General features: G+C 59.0%; 9 protein-coding genes. 6 read left to right on the top strand and 3 right to left on the bottom strand.

Annotation, left to right across the window (positions count from 1 at the left end; all coding sequences use genetic code 11):
• Positions 1 to 263: 263 nt before the first annotated feature.
• From FFB58_RS08790 to FFB58_RS22870, 3 genes are all read right to left on the bottom strand, one after another.
• A complete protein-coding gene (locus FFB58_RS08790; protein WP_138369633.1) occupies positions 264 to 2,174 on the bottom strand; it encodes a tyrosine-protein phosphatase in 1,911 nt (636 codons plus the stop codon).
• A 243-nt stretch (positions 2,175 to 2,417) separates the two neighbouring features.
• The gene (locus FFB58_RS08785; protein ID WP_205735738.1) at positions 2,418 to 2,744 is read right to left on the bottom strand and encodes a hypothetical protein; all 327 of its coding nucleotides are present in this window, start codon (positions 2,742 to 2,744) and stop codon (positions 2,418 to 2,420) included.
• A 152-nt stretch (positions 2,745 to 2,896) separates the two neighbouring features.
• Complete coding sequence (locus tag FFB58_RS22870) at positions 2,897 to 6,223, bottom strand: peroxidase family protein (RefSeq protein WP_171029942.1); 3,327 nt, start codon at positions 6,221 to 6,223, stop codon at positions 2,897 to 2,899.
• 572 nt (positions 6,224 to 6,795) lie between these two features.
• Here FFB58_RS22870 and hydN point away from each other — a divergent pair.
• From hydN to FFB58_RS08740, 6 genes are all read left to right on the top strand, one after another.
• Positions 6,796 to 7,341 (top strand): electron transport protein HydN, encoded by a 546-nt coding sequence (gene hydN, locus FFB58_RS08765; protein WP_039031421.1) that lies wholly within the window; start codon positions 6,796 to 6,798, stop codon positions 7,339 to 7,341.
• Positions 7,342 to 7,379: 38 nt separating this feature from the next.
• Positions 7,380 to 9,530 (top strand): formate dehydrogenase subunit alpha, encoded by a 2,151-nt coding sequence (gene fdhF, locus FFB58_RS08760; protein ID WP_138369632.1) that lies wholly within the window; start codon positions 7,380 to 7,382, stop codon positions 9,528 to 9,530.
• Between the two features lie 3 nt (positions 9,531 to 9,533).
• The gene (gene hypF / locus FFB58_RS08755; protein WP_138369631.1) at positions 9,534 to 11,756 is read left to right on the top strand and encodes a carbamoyltransferase HypF; all 2,223 of its coding nucleotides are present in this window, start codon (positions 9,534 to 9,536) and stop codon (positions 11,754 to 11,756) included.
• Positions 11,757 to 11,770: 14 nt separating this feature from the next.
• The gene (locus tag FFB58_RS08750) at positions 11,771 to 12,790 is read left to right on the top strand and encodes a HoxN/HupN/NixA family nickel/cobalt transporter (protein ID WP_039031418.1); all 1,020 of its coding nucleotides are present in this window, start codon (positions 11,771 to 11,773) and stop codon (positions 12,788 to 12,790) included.
• A 150-nt stretch (positions 12,791 to 12,940) separates the two neighbouring features.
• A complete protein-coding gene (gene fdhF / locus FFB58_RS08745; protein ID WP_138369630.1) occupies positions 12,941 to 15,088 on the top strand; it encodes a formate dehydrogenase subunit alpha in 2,148 nt (715 codons plus the stop codon).
• Between the two features lie 550 nt (positions 15,089 to 15,638).
• Entirely contained in the window at positions 15,639 to 16,100 is a 462-nt protein-coding gene (locus tag FFB58_RS08740; RefSeq protein WP_138369629.1) for a hypothetical protein, read from the top strand.
• Positions 16,101 to 16,749 lie beyond the last annotated feature (649 nt).

The raw sequence follows: 16,749 nt of genomic DNA, 5'->3' as shown, positions 1-16,749 counted from the left end.
GCTCTGTAGAATGCGGGTTCCTACGCCCGGTTGCGGATGTGCCGCAACGCAGTCACTTTACGAGCCTGATAACGGGAATAAAAGCGTTAACCCTGAATTACATAGGGTTACTTTGAGGTTTGCGAGGCGCCTTCCAGAAAGGCCATGCCGGGGGCGCTTCGCTTGCCCGGCCTGGGATGCTACCGGCAATGTGCGAGAGGCAGCCTTAAAGTCTTCCGGCTGCGTTTTCATCTTCGCAACCGGAAAGCCGAATCCGTGAATGATTAAAATGCTATTGCGACGTCTAATTGACCTGTAACACCGTCGCTGTGAGTATCTGCTGAGAGATAATCCACGCGCGTCGCGACCGTGATGTTACGGTATTCCCCGTTAAGACGCAGACCCGCTTTGTACAGATTTTTGCTGCCGAACGAAGAGGTTTGATCAACACCTATTTCATAAAGCGTCCCGTGACTGCTCGCGTTATCGTCATTCAGCAAACGTTCATAGCCCACATTGATGCCCGGCGTTAGCGCCCAGCTTCCCACCTGTTGCGATAACAGGGCTATGCCCAGATCGGCGGTTGCGCTGGTTTGTGTTTCATTAACGCCTGCCATATCCAGCGCCAGTTCACTGCCTTTCTCCTGAAATCCATCAATCGAGAGGTGAGTGACCTGCACTCCCAGCGCGGGATCGAGCGTCAGTGAGGATGCCGTTGTGAGCCAACCTACTGAGGCCCGGCCGCTGTAGTACTGACCACTGCTGTCCCCTTGAGCCGTCCCTAAGCCACCCCCCAGATGTCGCTCGCTCTCATAATCGATGTATCCCGCACTCCCTTGTATACCCGCCCACGGACCGCTATTGAGTGAACGGAAACCATAGCGAGCACCGAGCGTTGCCGAGGTGGTATGCGTTTTCACCTCCCCTCCTGCCGCTGAAACAGAGCCATGGCTGTAACCGATGGCACCGTTAGCGGTTGCGGAGTCATTAAAGCGGTGCGTGACGCCAACAAGCGCTCCGTTGGTATGCTCATTACTGGAACTTGCGCCGTCGTGGCTGTCTGTTCCAAGGTAATTTGTCAGCCCTTGCAGCCAGACCTGAGACTGCTCAGTTTGAAGGTTACGGCCCGTAATCTGTGGGGCAATGGCGTCGTACTGTCGCGATGGCTGACGCAGCAGATAGCTTTCGGCATCAGCATGAACCTGGCCGCCAATTTGTTTTTCCACGCCGCCTAAGGATCTCTGAACGATGGCATTCTGGAGATAATAGTTGTACGCGGTGTAGTGTCCGGAGAGTGCCGAATCCTGCAGAGCATTTAGCACGCTGGCCCCAGCCCCCGCATTACCAGACAGATTTTCCTGACCGGGCAGCGTCAAATAGCGCACCATCTTGCCTCTGAGCACATAAATTGTGGCCTGGTCGAGGCCCAGCCCGTCTTTGAGATAACTGTCCATTGAACCATAGCTGGCGACGACCTGATCCAGGCCTGCCTGTAACCAGTTTGCCCGCACACCCATCAGTGCGCCGTACGTCTCTTTCATCGAGGCCGGGAGCATGGCGACGGTGGCATTAAGGCGTGCTGCTGTGTAGTCGTTGGTGGCGAGATAGTTCGCCATAATATCGTCCTGACTGACGCCGGCTATTGATTGCAACACCGCACTAATCCACCCCGTGCGATCCTTGCCAGCCGTGCAATGATAGAGCGCAGCCTCATCCGCGTTAGCCAGCTCCCGAAAGACTTCGCCGAGTCCCTGACGGGCATAATCGCTGGTGACAAAGTTACGCTCTCCGTCTTCCATCATCGCGTCCACATCGCCGACGGTCATCTTACTGAGATCAATCACGAACGTGCCGTTATTCCCGATGAGATCGATGTTCACATATCGACTGCCATCAGGCAGCGTATCGGCCTGCGCGGCCACTTCCGTCGGAGATCGCACATCAATCACCGTGGAAATCGCCAGGCTGTTGAGCGTGGCAAGATCGTCGCCCTGCGGCGTCAGAGCATTGGAGCGATAGAACACGCCGGAGCGCATCTCACCGTTATAGGTGGTGGTGTAGGCCGTATCGATTCCGGCGACATCACGGAAATTATCGATCCCGGCGAGACGGGGCGTGGTGAGGACAGTTTCAGCCTGAGCGGTAGTGCAGAGCAGGCAAATCAGGACAGCCAGAGGACGTGCGGACGATTTCAAAGCAATACTCCTTGCAATTAAATGTTAACAAGGCGCGGAGTATATTGAGGAAATGTTGCGTTAATGTTGCAAAATAAATCATCTTATTAATTGTGAAGGGTGACGAGTGATGCGCCTTCCAGAAAGGCCATGCCGGGGGCGCTTCGCTTGCCCGGCCTACGATGCTTGCTGCGCCTTCGGCTGCCACAGCGAACGCGCCAGAAATGTCATCATCATAAGTACAGATCAGGAATGGTTGTTAAATCAGCCAATCTTCCAGAACGGGCGACTGCAGATTTTTTTAACATTCCAGTATTTGACCTGGTTGTTGCCATATTTATTGACGACTTCATCGGAGTTTACGGCCGCGTCAGGAACAAAGTCTGCAGGGACCTGAACAGCCTTGTTTCCTGAGACGATATAGTAATACTTTCCAGCTTCGGGAATGATTGAGGAGTGAGTGCTTTGAATAAATCGTCCGGAACTTTCGAGTTGCGACACAGAGTACAGGACATCCGGTTTTACCTTACTTACCACTATGTTCCCTTTAGCCTGAAAAACATTTGAGTCAAGTTCATAGCGATCGGACATATCGTAGCAATTATCTTTGCTGTTGAGGGTATAAGACCCCAGATAGATGGTCCCTACATTAGAGATTATTGTGCAGGCACCAGCACAAGCCTAATAACAAAACTAAAAAATGCAGTTCTGTTGGCCTGTGCTGGCGCGCCTTAGCCTTCCCCTTATCCGATCAGCACAAAATCATGCATATCGACGGTGTTAGCCTTTACGTTCTCCAGCGTAATGATATTGCCATTAGCAGGGTTGCCGAGGGTAATCAGGGTGCTGTTACCCGCTCCCCCGGCAATACTGACGCTGCTGGCAAAATTCGCCGCGCTAATGCCCAACGCACTCAGATCGAGATAGTCCTGTCCGCCGCTGGGATTGCTGTCGAAGCCGCCGGTAATACGGTCTCGCCCGAAGCCTGCGCTAAAAACGAAGGTGTCATTTCCGGCACCTCCGTTCAGGATATCATCACCCTGGCCGCCCTCGAGCCTGTCGTTACCCGCTCCGCCTGTCAGCTTATCGTTACCGGCTCCGCCCTGAAGGTTATCGGCGCCGTCACCCCCATCGAGGGAATCATTTCCCGCGCCGCCGTTCAGCTGGTCGTTTCCTCCCATCCCATACAGCGAGTCATTGCCGCTGCCACCGGTGATGGTGTTGGCAGTGGCATTCCCTCTGCCGGTGAAAGCGCCTGTCCCGGTGAACACCAGGGTTTCAACGCTGGTGGTGAGCGTGTAATTGTTGAGGGTGGTCTGGACAACATCATTGGTCCCGCTATTGAGATCTTCCTTAACGACATCCTTCGCGTTATCGACCAGATAAATATCGTCTCCGGCACCGCCTGCCATGGTATCGGCCCCTGCGCCACCCTCGAGCCTGTCGTTGCCCGCTCCGCCTGTTAGCTTATCGTTACCGGTCCCGCCCTGAAGGATGTCGGCACCGTCACCTCCATCAAGGGTGTCATTACCGCTGCCGCCGTTGAGGCTATCGTTACCGGCTCCCCCGTTCAGCGTGTCGTTACCGGCCCCACCGTTCAGCACGTCGTGACCGATCCCGCCATTGAGGATGTCATTGCCGTTCCCGCCGTTGAGGACGAGGTTGTTGTTGGCAACAACCGGCGGTTTACCGAGCTGGCTGGTCCCGAAGATGTCCTCGGGAAGATTGGTCAGGCCGGTGTTGCGTGCCACGATGGCGGCAAAGCCCTGCTCCTCGAGGACGTCGTAGAAGTCCAGATGCTCCACGCGGTCGATATAGTAGAGCCGGTCACCTTCCTGAATGCGGTCAAGTTGCTCGTGGATGATGACCCAGAAGGTCTGGCCCACCACGCCGCCGTTGATGTGCTTCTCGGCGAGCCCGCCCACGAACAGATCCACCCTGTCGATGCCCTTGACGGTGTTGCCGTTAACAAACTGATAGCCAGGGTTGGCCGCCAGGAAGCCGGCAATCTGTGAATCCTCCAGCACGAGGTCCGGATAGGCCTGTTTGAACTGCGCAATGACGGTGTCGCTGAGGTTGTTCCGGGCCTGGAAGTCCTCCCATGAACTGTATGGCGTGAGATCGCCAGCAAAGCTGACCGCCTCCTTCACGTAGGGATCGCGGGAGGCCAGCAGGTCGGCGCGGATCTGGTTCATCGAACCCAGACCAACGTCCCACTCGCGGGCGACGTCGAAGGCGAACACGTCAGCACTCATGCGCACCAGGTCGTTTCGCACAGCGTCGACGATATTGACGTCGACCTCCTCCGCCGCCTGGACAACACCTCCGGCGATGATCCCGGCGGCACCCAGTTGCTCATAGCCTGGTTTTGGAGAGTAGGGCAGTTGCGATGCAGGGAATTTGAACGCGCTGGTGTCGTTGGTCGGGTTGAGGAACGCGTCGAACAGCGGCACCTCCGTGGCATTGCCCTGCGCGTCGAGCACCGTCAGCGTCTGGCCGATCAGCGAATGACCGAACCGGTAAGCGGCCACCGCGAACTCGTGCGAGACGCGGGCATCCGTTTCCGGGTTGTACTCGACGAAGCCGTGATCGCCTTCGCCTCTCATGCCGCCCAGCAGCTTGTCGGCAAAGTCGGTGTAAATAACGCGCTGATATTCCGCCTCGTTGATGATCTTGGCCGCCTGGAACAGCTCTTCCGCGGTTCCCACAAATCCGGCGTCGAGCAGTCCGTTGACGTGGAAGTTGTGGTTCCGCGCCCAGATGTTGTGCACCGCAGTGAGGGCGATGTTCTCGTTCGCCCGTCCGTCACCCGCCACGTAGTGGTCGAGCAGGTTGATAAAGGGGTTGGTGTCGAGCAGCAGCGCAAAGCCGCTTCCCATGAAATTAGCCGTCATGGCAGGGAGCATCGACTGGTTGATCGTGCCATTGCTGTCGACCAGTCCGGCGTAGTACTCCCGGAAGGTGGCGTTGTGATCCCCCGCCAGCGAGGTGTCGGAGAACAGCGTGTTGTTGTTCCAGTGATGCAGGATCAGTTCTCTCAGCGTAGGCAGCAGCTTAAAGTTCGGATTGGAAGGGTCAAGTCCGCCCTCCAGCAGCTTGCCCGTAAACCCGCCCAGCCCGTCGCCTTCGCGCAGGAACTGGCCGACGAGCTCGTTCGAGCCGTAAGTCTGGTTCTGGTCAGCGAATGGCGAGGTCTTATTGAGATGCTGCGGGATGCCGTTGGCATCAATGCTGTCAACGGTGCCACGCGTCAGGTCCGCAGGATTGGGCACCGAGCCCGGCGCGCCAATCTGGATGGTTCCGTTCCCGCCCTTGGCGAGGAAATCGAGACCGTGATCGAAGTACTGACCGAAGGCTGTGAACAGGCTGTTCACGTTGGCGGCGTTGCCGGAAAGCTCTGCTTCCTGGGTGCCAAGGGCATCGCTGATGGCACGCGGATCCAGCCCGGCGAACAGGGGGTTGATGTCGCGGTTGTGCGTCGTCTCGTTGTAAGCGCCGTAGTGCGCGTCGGTGAGTCGTATAAACGGCTGATCGGCTGAACCATAGTCAAGGTGAGTACGGTTATTGCCGGTGCCTTCGAGATCGCGGATCCCGAGAGCATCGTTGTCTTCACCGCCTTCACGCCCGTTGACGAGCTCCTTCAGGCTGGCGACATCGCTGGCAGTGAGCGGGAAGGCACCGTCGCCGGCTACATCGTCTTCGCCGCCGCCCCCTGCATCATCGTCATCCCCCGATGATTTCTGGCTCGCCAGGATGACGGGGTCGGCCGCTTTTTTCACTTCAACCGTGGATAAGAGGGTGGCGGTCTGGTCAGGGATAATCTTTGACGGCGGCGACGCTGTCCCGGTGTATTCCGCTTTATAGGAGGGAGCAAACAGGCGCTGGAAGCTGTGATCTGTCGTATCAGGCTTGTCCTGTCGTGTGACCAGATTACTGAATCCAACATCCGGGGGGCTCGTACTGATTGGCACCTGACGGAGTATATTGGCGTTGGCGCCGTCGAAATACGCTTGTGTTATCGCGTTCTGCTGGAGGAGATATTTAAGGTCATGCTTTTTGACATTGTTCATGTTCATTACTCTCAATAATGATTATGACAAGGCATGGAAATGCGCAGCCCGCATTACATGCCTGGATTTGCTATATAACAGATGCACTTAGCTTCTCTTGTAATATCGCGACGCGTCCCTGGCTAAATTAATAAAGTCAAAAAGCAACAGCCTTCAATAACTATCCAGCGATCCAATAACAGATGTGAACTTTTCCAGGAAGATATTTGAGGAAACCCCGATAATAATTGATTATTAATTTGGCTGCGTTAAAAACAATAAGATGAAAGTTTAAAGACAGTTCTGATAAATAATACGTTACTATCACCGCTTCGCTGTTATGGCGATACGAACGTATATCCAGGGTAATTATAATAATCGTAAGCGTGCTTATTTATTCGCGAAAATAAGTGAGTGAATAGCGTTGTATTATCACAGGATGGTCATTCACTACCCCAACGTCACTCCTGTCATCGTCACTTCTGACGACGACACCTCCCCATCAAACGAAAACCCTGTAAATTCAATATATTAAAATATGGCGCGATTTATGCATACCTTTCCGCGCTTATAATCATTGCCGGAGTTAAAGGATGAATCGCTTTATCATTGCCGATGCCAGCAAATGCATCGGCTGTCGTACCTGTGAGGTGGCCTGCGTTGTTTCCCACCACGACACCCAGGACTGTGCGTCGCTGACCCCGCAGAACTTCCTGCCGCGCATTCACGTCATCAAAGGCGTCAACGTCTCCACCGCCACCATGTGCCGCCAGTGTGAAGACGCCCCCTGTGCCACCGTCTGCCCGAACGGGGCGATCACCCGCGATAACGATTTTGTGCACGTCCACCAGGAGCGCTGCATCGGCTGCAAAACCTGCGTGGTCGCCTGTCCTTACGGCGCGATGGAAGTGGTGCTGCGTCCGGTTGTCCGCAGTATCGGCAGCGGGCTGAACGTGATGTCGGAAAAAGCCGAAGCCAACAAATGCGATCTCTGCCATCACCAGCCGGACGGCCCGGCGTGCGTTCAGGCCTGTCCGACCAACGCCATTGTCTGCATCGACAGAAAAAAACTTGAGCAGCTGAGCCTGGAGAAACGCCGTCGGGCGGCTCTGGACAATGTCTCTTCCATGATGCTGTAAGCATTGCTTTCTTTTCACTTTTAGCAGGTCTGTTACTGATGAAAAAAATCACCAGCGTTTGCCCTTACTGCGGTGCGGGCTGCAAATTAAAACTCGTCGTTGAGAACAATAAAATCGTCCGTGCCGAAGCGGCAGAGGGCGTCACTAACCAGAATCAGCTGTGCCTGAAGGGCTATTACGGCTGGGACTTTCTCAACGACACCCGCATCCTGACGCCGCGTCTGACGCAGCCGATGATCCGCTACCAGAAGGGCGGCAAGTTTGAGCCGGTCTCCTGGGAGGAGGCCATTCGCTACACCGCCCGGCGTCTGGGGGAGATCAAGGCGAAGTATGGCCCGCGCGCCATCATGACCACCGGCTCGTCGCGCGGAACGGGGAACGAAACCAACTACGTGATGCAGAAGTTTGCCCGCGGGGTGCTCAACACCAACAACGTCGACTGCTGCGCCCGGGTGTGCCACGGGCCGAGTGTTGCCGGGCTGCAGGAGACGCTCGGCAACGGGGCGATGAGCAACTCCATCAGCGATATCGAACACTCAAAATGCCTGCTGATCTTCGGCTACAACTGCGCCGACTCGCACCCCATCGTCGCCCGCCGGGTGATCAAAGCCAAACAGAACGGCGCGAAGGTGATCGTCTGCGATCCGCGCAAAATCGAGACGGCGCGCATCGCCGACCGCCATCTGCAGATCAACAACGGCTGCAACATGGCGCTGGTCAACGCCTTCATCTATACGCTGCTGGAGGAGAACCTCTACAACAGCGACTACGTGGCGCGCTACACCGACGGGCTGGAAACGCTGCGTGAAACGGTGCGCGACTACGCTCCGGAAAATGTCGAAAGCATCACCGGCGTCAGTGCCCGGCAAATCCGCGATGCGATGCGCATTTATGCCGCCGCGCCGTCCGCCACCGTGATGTGGGGCATGGGCGTCACCCAGTTTGGTCAGGCGGTGGACGTGGTGAAAGGGCTCTCGACCCTGGCGCTGCTCACCGGCAACCTCGGGCGCGAACACGTGGGCGTCGGCCCGGTGCGCGGCCAGAATAACGTCCAGGGGGCGTGCGACATGGGGGTCATTCCCAACCAGTTCCCCGGCTATCAGGACGTGACCGACCCGCAGGTGCGCGAGAAATTCGCCCGGGCGTGGGGCGTCGATCCCGAGCGGATGGATGACCAGGTGGGCGTGCGCATCACCGAAGTGCCGCACCTCGTGCTGGAAGGGAAGGTGAAAGCCTATTACATCATGGGGGAAGATCCGCTCCAGACCGAGGCGGACCTGGGCCTGGTGCGCAAAGGCTTTGCGGCCCTCGACTTTGTGGTGGTGCAGGACATCTTTATGACCAAAACCGCCGAGGCGGCGGACGTGCTGCTCCCCGCCACCTCCTGGGGCGAACACGGCGGGGTCTTTACCTGCGCTGACCGCGGCTTCCAGCGCTTCGAAAAAGCCGTCGAGCCAAAGTACGACGTGAAGCGCGACTGGGAGATCGTCAGCCTGATCGCGACAGAGATGGGCTACCCGATGCACTACCGCGACAACCAGCAGATCTGGGACGAGATGCGCGAGCTCTGCCCGCTGTTCTACGGCGTGACGTACGAAAAAATGGGAGACATGGGCCACGTCCAGTGGCCTTGCCCGACGCTCGACCATCCGGGCACGCCGTGGCTCTACGAGGGCAACCGCTTCGACACGCCGAACGGCAAAGGCCAGCTGTTTGCCGCCCCGTGGCGCAAACCTGCGGAAATGCCGGACGCCGACTACCCGCTGGTGCTCTGCACCGTGCGCGAGGTGGGGCACTACTCCTGTCGCTCCATGACCGGCAACTGCGCCGCGCTGCAGGCGCTGGCAGATGAGCCGGGCTTTGTGCAGATGAACCCGCAGGATGCGGCAAATCTGGGTATTCAGGATCGCCAGCTGGTGTGGGTCAGCTCCCGTCGCGGGAAGGTGATCAGCCGGGCGGACGTCAACGAGCGCATCAATCAGGGCGCGGTCTACATGACCTATCAGTGGTGGATTGGGGCCTGTAACGAGCTGACCCAGGACAACCTGGATCCCATTTCGAAAACGCCGGAAACCAAATACTGCGCGGTCAAAATCGACGCCATCGCCGATCAGCCCTGGGCGGAAAATTACGCCCAGACCACCTATCACGACATGAAATCACGCCTGCGTGAGGCGGTAGAGAGTTAATCAATGAGTATAAACGGCACGCTGGTGCGCATTCGCGGCAAAGTCCAGGGGGTGGGATTCCGCCCCTGGGTCTGGCAGGTGGCGCAGCAGCTGGGGCTTAAGGGCGACGTCTGCAACGACGGGGCAGGGGTGGAGGTGCGCCTCGTCGGTGAGGCGCAGGCCTTTATCCGCCAGCTTGCCGAGGGATGTCCGCCACTGGCGCGCATCGACGACATCAGCCAGCAGCCCTGGCGCTGGGCGCAGCGCCCGGTGGACTTCACCATTCGTGCCAGCGCCCACGGCCAGATGACCACCCAGGTGGTGCCGGATGCTGCCACCTGCCCCGCGTGTCTGGCCGAAATGAACGATCCGCGCGAGCGCCGCTACCGCTACCCGTTTATCAACTGCACCCACTGCGGGCCGCGCTTCACCATCATCCGGGCGATGCCCTACGACCGCCCGGCTACCACCATGGCGGCGTTTGCGCTCTGTCCGGCCTGCGAGGCGGAGTACCGCAACCCCGCCGACCGGCGCTTTCACGCCCAGCCGGTGGCCTGTCCGGACTGCGGGCCGCAGATGAGCTGGGTGAGCGGCGAGGCGCGAGAGGAGCGGGAGTCCGCCCTGCAGGCCGCCGTATCAATGCTGAAACAGGGGGGGATCGTGGCGATAAAGGGGCTGGGTGGTTTTCATCTGGCCTGCGATGCGCAAAACCCTGCGGCGGTGAATACCCTTCGCGAGCGCAAACGCCGCCCGACTAAGCCGCTGGCGGTAATGATCCCCGAGCGTCTGGCGGTGTGGCTGCCTGCTGACGTGCAGGCCCTGCTGCGCTCCCCGGCCGCACCGGTGGTGCTGGTGGCTAAACACACGCTGTTTTGCGAGGCCATCGCCCCCGGCCTTAACGAGGTGGGGGTGATGCTGGCCGCCAACCCGCTCCAGCACCTGCTGATGCAGGATCTCGATCGCCCCCTGGTGATGACCTCCGGCAACCTCAACGGCTGTCCGCCAGCGTTGACCAACGACAAAGCCCTGCGCGATCTGGCCGGGATCGCCGACGGCTGGCTGCTGCACAACCGCGATATCGTCCAGCGCATGGACGACTCGGTGATGCGCGCCAGCGGCGAAATGCTGCGCCGCGCCAGGGGCTTTGTGCCGGATGCGCTGCCGCTGCCGCCCGGTTTTGAGCATGCGCCGTCGCTGCTCTGTCTCGGGGCGGATCGCAAAAATACCTTCTGCCTGGTGCGCGGCGGGCAGGCGGTGCTGAGCCAGCATCTGGGGGATCTGCATGACGACGACGCGCAAGCTCAGTGGCAGCAGGCCCTGACCGCCATCCAGGGGGTCTGGCAGTTTACCCCCGAGCGGGTGGTGACCGACGCCCATCCCGGGTATCGCTCCACGCAGTTAGGGGAGGCGATGCCCTGTCCGCAGCATCGCGTGCTGCATCACCACGCCCACGCCGCAGCCTGCATGGCGGAGCACGGCTGGCCGCGCGACGGCGGGGATGTGATTGCCCTGGTACTGGACGGCATCGGCCAGGGCGAGAACGGCGCGCTGTGGGGCGGGGAGTGCCTGCGGGTGAACTACCGCACCTGCGAAAAGCTGGGCGGACTGCCTGCGGTGGCGCTGCCCGGCGGGGATCTGGCCGCGCGCCAGCCGTGGCGCAACCTGCTGGCCCAGTGGCAGGCGTTTGTGTCGGAGTGGCCGACCCTGCCGCAGGCCGCGCTTCTTCAAAACAAACCCTGGCAGCCCCTGGCCCGGGCCATTGAACGCGGGATCAACGCGCCGCTGGTCTCCTCTGCCGGGCGGTTGTTCGACGCCGTGGCAGCGGCGCTGAATTGCGCCCCGGAACAAATCAGCTATGAAGGGGAGGCCGCCTGTCGGCTGGAGGCGCTGGCTCTCTGCGCCGCGCCGCAGAGCCATCCAGTTACGATGCCGGTGCGCGACGGCGAGCTGGATATGACCACCTTCTGGCGGCAGTGGCTGAACTGGCAGGCGTCTGACGCTGAGCGGGCATGGGCCTTTCACGACGCGCTGGCTAAAGGGCTGGCGACGCTTGCGGGCGAACATGCCCGGCGGCTGGAACTTTCTACCATTGTGTGCAGCGGCGGAGTGCTGCACAACCGCCTGCTGCGGGAATGTCTGCAGTTCTGGCTGAGCGATTTTACCGTGCTGTTTCCCGGGCGGCTTCCCGCCGGTGACGGGGCAGTGGCATTTGGGCAGGCAGTGATTGCCGCCGCGATTTTTTCTTGAATCTGGATCTGACTATGTACATGAAATATTTCAATAACCATCCCAAAGCCATGGCGCTGATGCTGGCGTTGATCGCAACCAACATTCTGGCGTGGGCGCTGGCCTTTTACCTCTTTCACGCCACGCCGTCGCTGCTGGCGGCCAGCCTGCTCGCCTGGTGCTACGGGCTGCGCCACGCGGTGGATGCTGACCACATCGCCGCCATTGATAACGTCACCCGCAAGATGATGCAGCAGGGCAAACGCCCCTGCGGCGTGGGGGCCTGGTTCTCGCTGGGGCACTCGACGATTGTAGTGCTGGCCTCCATTGCCATCGCCGCCACCGCCACGGCGTTCAGCCGCAATATGGAGTGGTTCCACGAAACCGGCGGCACCATCGGGACGGCGGTCTCGGCTTTCTTCCTGCTGGCGATGGCGCTGGTGAACCTGGTTATCCTTCGCGATGTCTGGGGCAGCTTTAACAAAATGAAGCGCGGCGAAAGCGTGCCGGATGCGGTGTCGTTTGCGCAGGGCGGGGTGATGAACTGGCTGTTCCGCTCGGCGTTCCGCCTGGTTACCCGCAGCTGGCACATGTATCTGGTGGGCTTCCTGTTCGGCCTTGGGTTTGATACCGCCACCGAGATCGGCGTGCTGGGGATCTCCGCGGCGGGTGCCTCCAGCGGCATGTCGGTGTGGGCGATTATGGTCTTCCCGCTGCTGTTCACCAGCGGCATGGCGATGATCGACACCCTCGACAACCTGATTATGGTGGGCGCATACGGCTGGGCGTTCAACAAGCCGCAGCGCAAGCTCTACTACAACATGACCATCACCGGCACCTCGGTGGTGGTGGCGCTGTTTATCGGCGGGCTGGAAGCGCTGGGTCTGCTGGCGGATAAGCTGGGTCTGGAGGGCGGCCTGTGGAACGGCGTCGCGGCGCTGAACGACAACCTGGGCAACGCCGGGTTTATCGTGGTCGGGCTGTTTGTCGCCTGCTGGCTCATCTCCCTGATTAACTACCGCTTTAAAGGCTACGACGCCCTGGTCGTCCGCTAACGTCATCCCTGTCCGTTCGTCATGACACTTTTGACGAACGGACCTCTCACCTTCATTTATCCCACTATTTTTCAATGGCTTAATTTAATATTTCAGGCTGGCATAGTTAATGCATAGCGCTGGGGACATATTACCAACGGAGTAACACCGATGAAGAAAGTCGTCACGGTTTGCCCCTATTGCGCATCGGGTTGCAAAATTAACCTGGTGGTCAATAACGGCAAAGTCGTCAAGGCTGAGGCAGCACAGGGTAAAACCAACCAGGGCGATCTCTGCCTGAAGGGGTATTACGGCTGGGATTTTATCAACGACACCAAAATCCTCACCCCGCGCCTGAAATCGCCAATGATCCGTCGCGAGCGCGGCGGCAAGCTGGAAGCCGTCTCCTGGGACGAAGCGCTGGACTACGTTGCCGGCAAGCTCAGCGCCATTAAGGCCGAGCACGGCCCGGACGCGATCATGACCACCGGGTCATCGCGCGGCACCGGGAATGAAACCAACTACATCATGCAAAAATTTGCCCGCGCGGCAGTCGGCACCAATAACGTCGACTGCTGCGCGCGCGTCTGACACGGCCCATCGGTTGCAGGTCTGCACCAGTCGGTCGGTAACGGCGCAATGAGTAACTCCATTGTCGGTATTGAGAATGCCGATATGGTCTTTATTTTTGGCTACAACCCGGCGGATTCGCACCCTATCGTGGCGAACCGCGTGATCAAAGCCAAACGCAACGGGGCGAAGATTATCGTCTGCGATCCGCGCAAAATTGAAACCGCGCGCATTGCGGATATGCATCTGGCCCTGAAAAACGGCTCCAACATCGCGCTGCTTAATGCGATGGGGCACGTGATTATTGAAGAACAGCTGTACGACCGCGCGTTTGTGGCGGCACGTACCGAGGGCTTCGAGGAGTATCGCAAGATCGTCGAAGGCTATACGCCGGAGTCCGTTGAGGCGGTCACCGGGGTCAGCGCGGCGGAGATCCGCCAGGCGGCGCGGATGTACGCGGCGGCAGAAAACGCGGCGATCCTCTGGGGAATGGGCGTGACCCAGTTCTATCAGGGGGTGGAAACCGTGCGCTCGCTCACAAGCCTGGCGCTGCTGACCGGCAACCTCGGCAAGCCGTCCGCAGGGGTTAACCCGGTGCGCGGCCAGAACAACGTGCAGGGCGCGTGCGACATGGGTGCGCTGCCGGATACCTATCCGGGCTATCAGTACATCAATAAACCGGAAAACCGGGCCAAGTTTGCCAAAGCCTGGGGCGTTGACTCGCTGCCTGCCCATACCGGGTATCGCATCAGCGAGCTGCCTCACCGGGTGGCCCACGGCGAAGTGCGCGCCGCGTACATCATGGGGGAAGATCCGCTCCAGACGGATGCCGAGCTCTCTGCGGTGCGTAAGGCGTTTGAGGAGCTGGAACTGGTCATCGTGCAGGACATCTTTATGACCAAGACCGCTGCCGCCGCCGATGTGATCCTGCCGTCCACCTCCTGGGGTGAACACGAAGGGGTCTACACCGCCGCCGACCGTGGTTTCCAGCGCTTCTTTAAAGCGGTCGAGCCGAAGTGGGACCTGAAAACGGACTGGCAGATCATCAGCGAAATCGCCACGCGGATGGGCTACCCGATGCACTACAGCAATACCCAGGAGATCTGGGACGAGCTGCGTCATCTGTGTCCGGATTTCTACGGTGCCACCTACGAGAAGATGGGCGAGCTGGGTTATATCCAGTGGCCGTGCCGTGACGAGTCCGAGGCCGATCAGGGGACCGATTACCTGTTCGAAAAAGAGTTCTCCACCCCGAACGGGCTGGGGCAGCTCTATACCTGTGACTGGGTCGCGCCGATCGACAAGCTAACGGAAGAGTATCCGCTGGTGCTCTCGACCGTGCGTGAAGTGGGGCACTACTCCTGCCGCTCGATGACCGGTAACTGTGCCGCGCTGGCAGCGCTGGCCGACGAGCCGGGCTATGCGCAGATCAACACTGCCGACGCGAAGCGTCTGGGTATTGAAGATGAGGCGCTGGTGTGGGTCACCTCGCGTAAAGGGAAGGTCATCACCCGCGCGCAGGTGAGCGATCGACCGAACAAAGGTGCGGTGTATATGACCTACCAGTGGTGGATTGGCGCCTGTAACGAGCTGGTGACGGAGAACCTGAGTCCGATTACCAAAACGCCGGAGTATAAGTATTGCGCCGTGCGCGTGGAGCCGATCGCCGACCAGCAGGCTGCGGAGCAGTATGTGATTGATGAGTATCATAAGCTGAAGACGCAGCTCAGGGAGATGGCGGTTGGGTAACCGGATGGTTTGGGGGGGGGGTATTATTTTGTAAGCCCGTGCAAGCGTAGCGCCGCCGGGCGGGGTTTATTCCCTCTCCCCTCTGGGGAGAGGGTTAGGGTGAGGGGAACACATCGCACCGCAACAACAACGCCGGGTGGCGGCTTCGCCTTACCCGGCCTACAGACGGATGCTGGTTTTGTAGGCCCGTGCAAACGTAGCGCCGCCGGGCGGGGCCTGGCTGTTTCCATGTAATATTTTCTGTTGCTTTAAATCTTTGCGAGGCGGCTTCCGGGAATGGTTTTTCTGGGTTGTCGCCTGAAATATATCGCCGTATCTTCCTGTTGCGCCTGCAAAATCAGGCGTCAGGATTGGAACCCTGACTGACTTTATCGATGACATAAGAGGCCTTATGTCGTACGCTCTGCTGCACTTCAATGGTGGGCTGGCGGGGGCATCGTAAGATGCGCCGGTATCCGATAAAGCCGGTAGTTCCAACCTCGCTCAGTCCACCGCCACGAGATTGGAACCTCTGACGGTGGGTTTAAAAACTTTATCGGAGGCTGCCACTATGGCTACAACCCCAACCCAGGCTCACCCATTATTTACCGTACCTTTCTCCCACAACACTGATTTCACCGTGCTGGCGAATCACTGCGAGCGGTTTGCTCAAAACCTGCTGGAAACCGAAGAACCCGCCGAGAAGCTGGCGCTGTGCGCTCGTCTTTCGGCTTGTCTCGCGCTGTTGCAGCCGACACTCAATGAGCCTATCCCGGCGCACATGGTGGAACATTTCACCCTTACCGATCTGCCTTCCCGACTGCCTGCATTTGAGCCGGAAAGCGACCAGCTTGGTATGTATTGCCAGACTGTCACGCAGCTTTTAATCAGTAATATCCTGCCGCCGGAGATGGGGCGCGTAATGGAAGGGTTGTTGTATGAGCTGGTGAATTTTTACGCCGACACGCTGAGTGCGCCGCGCTGGCTGCAAACGCCGGATGGACGTGTGACAATTGATGTGTTGATCAACTGATTTGTAGGCCGGTTTTGTAGGCCCGTGCAAGCGTAGCGCCGCCGGGCGAGGTTTATTCCCTCTCCCCTTTGGGGAGAGGGTCAGGGTGAGGGGAACATGCGGATGCTGTGGTGGTTCCGTTCACCATACGTTCGCTGCTTCTCTGTAAACCACGTCACCCGTGAACGTGTAAAGGGGGCTATCGCCGCCCCCTTTACAATCCCGGCTCCCGGCAGGAAAATCGCCGCTTCGCGGTGCCCTCGGCTTATTCCCTCCGGCTATCGGGTCGGGCGTGATCCTACATCCCTGTAGGTCACGCCCTCTCGGCGCATCCCTGCGCCTCGCCCCGGCCTACGGTCAACGCCTCAGCGACTTTCAGCCGGACTCTGGCGTCGCTGTAAGTCTATTATTCTTTTCACTTTCTTCATCGCTGGCTTTTGGGCTTGGGGTTTTGTAGGCCCGTGCAAGCGGAGCGCCGCCGGGCAATGCACGGAGCCGCGTGGAGGGAGAGGGGAACACATCGCACTACAGCAACAACGCCGGGTGGCGGCTTCGCCTTACCCGGCCTACGAAACCCGCGGGGAAATGTTTTAGCAATGAAATAATTACAGGATTATAAGAGGCTTACAGCGGCACCCTGGTCCGGCTGAAAATCGCCGAAGCGTTTCCG

The organism is Enterobacter sp. MF024 (assembly GCF_005843915.1).
In the GTDB taxonomy this organism is placed as follows: domain Bacteria; phylum Pseudomonadota; class Gammaproteobacteria; order Enterobacterales; family Enterobacteriaceae; genus Enterobacter; species Enterobacter barmai.
This window is presented reverse-complemented; position numbering and strand designations above follow the sequence as displayed.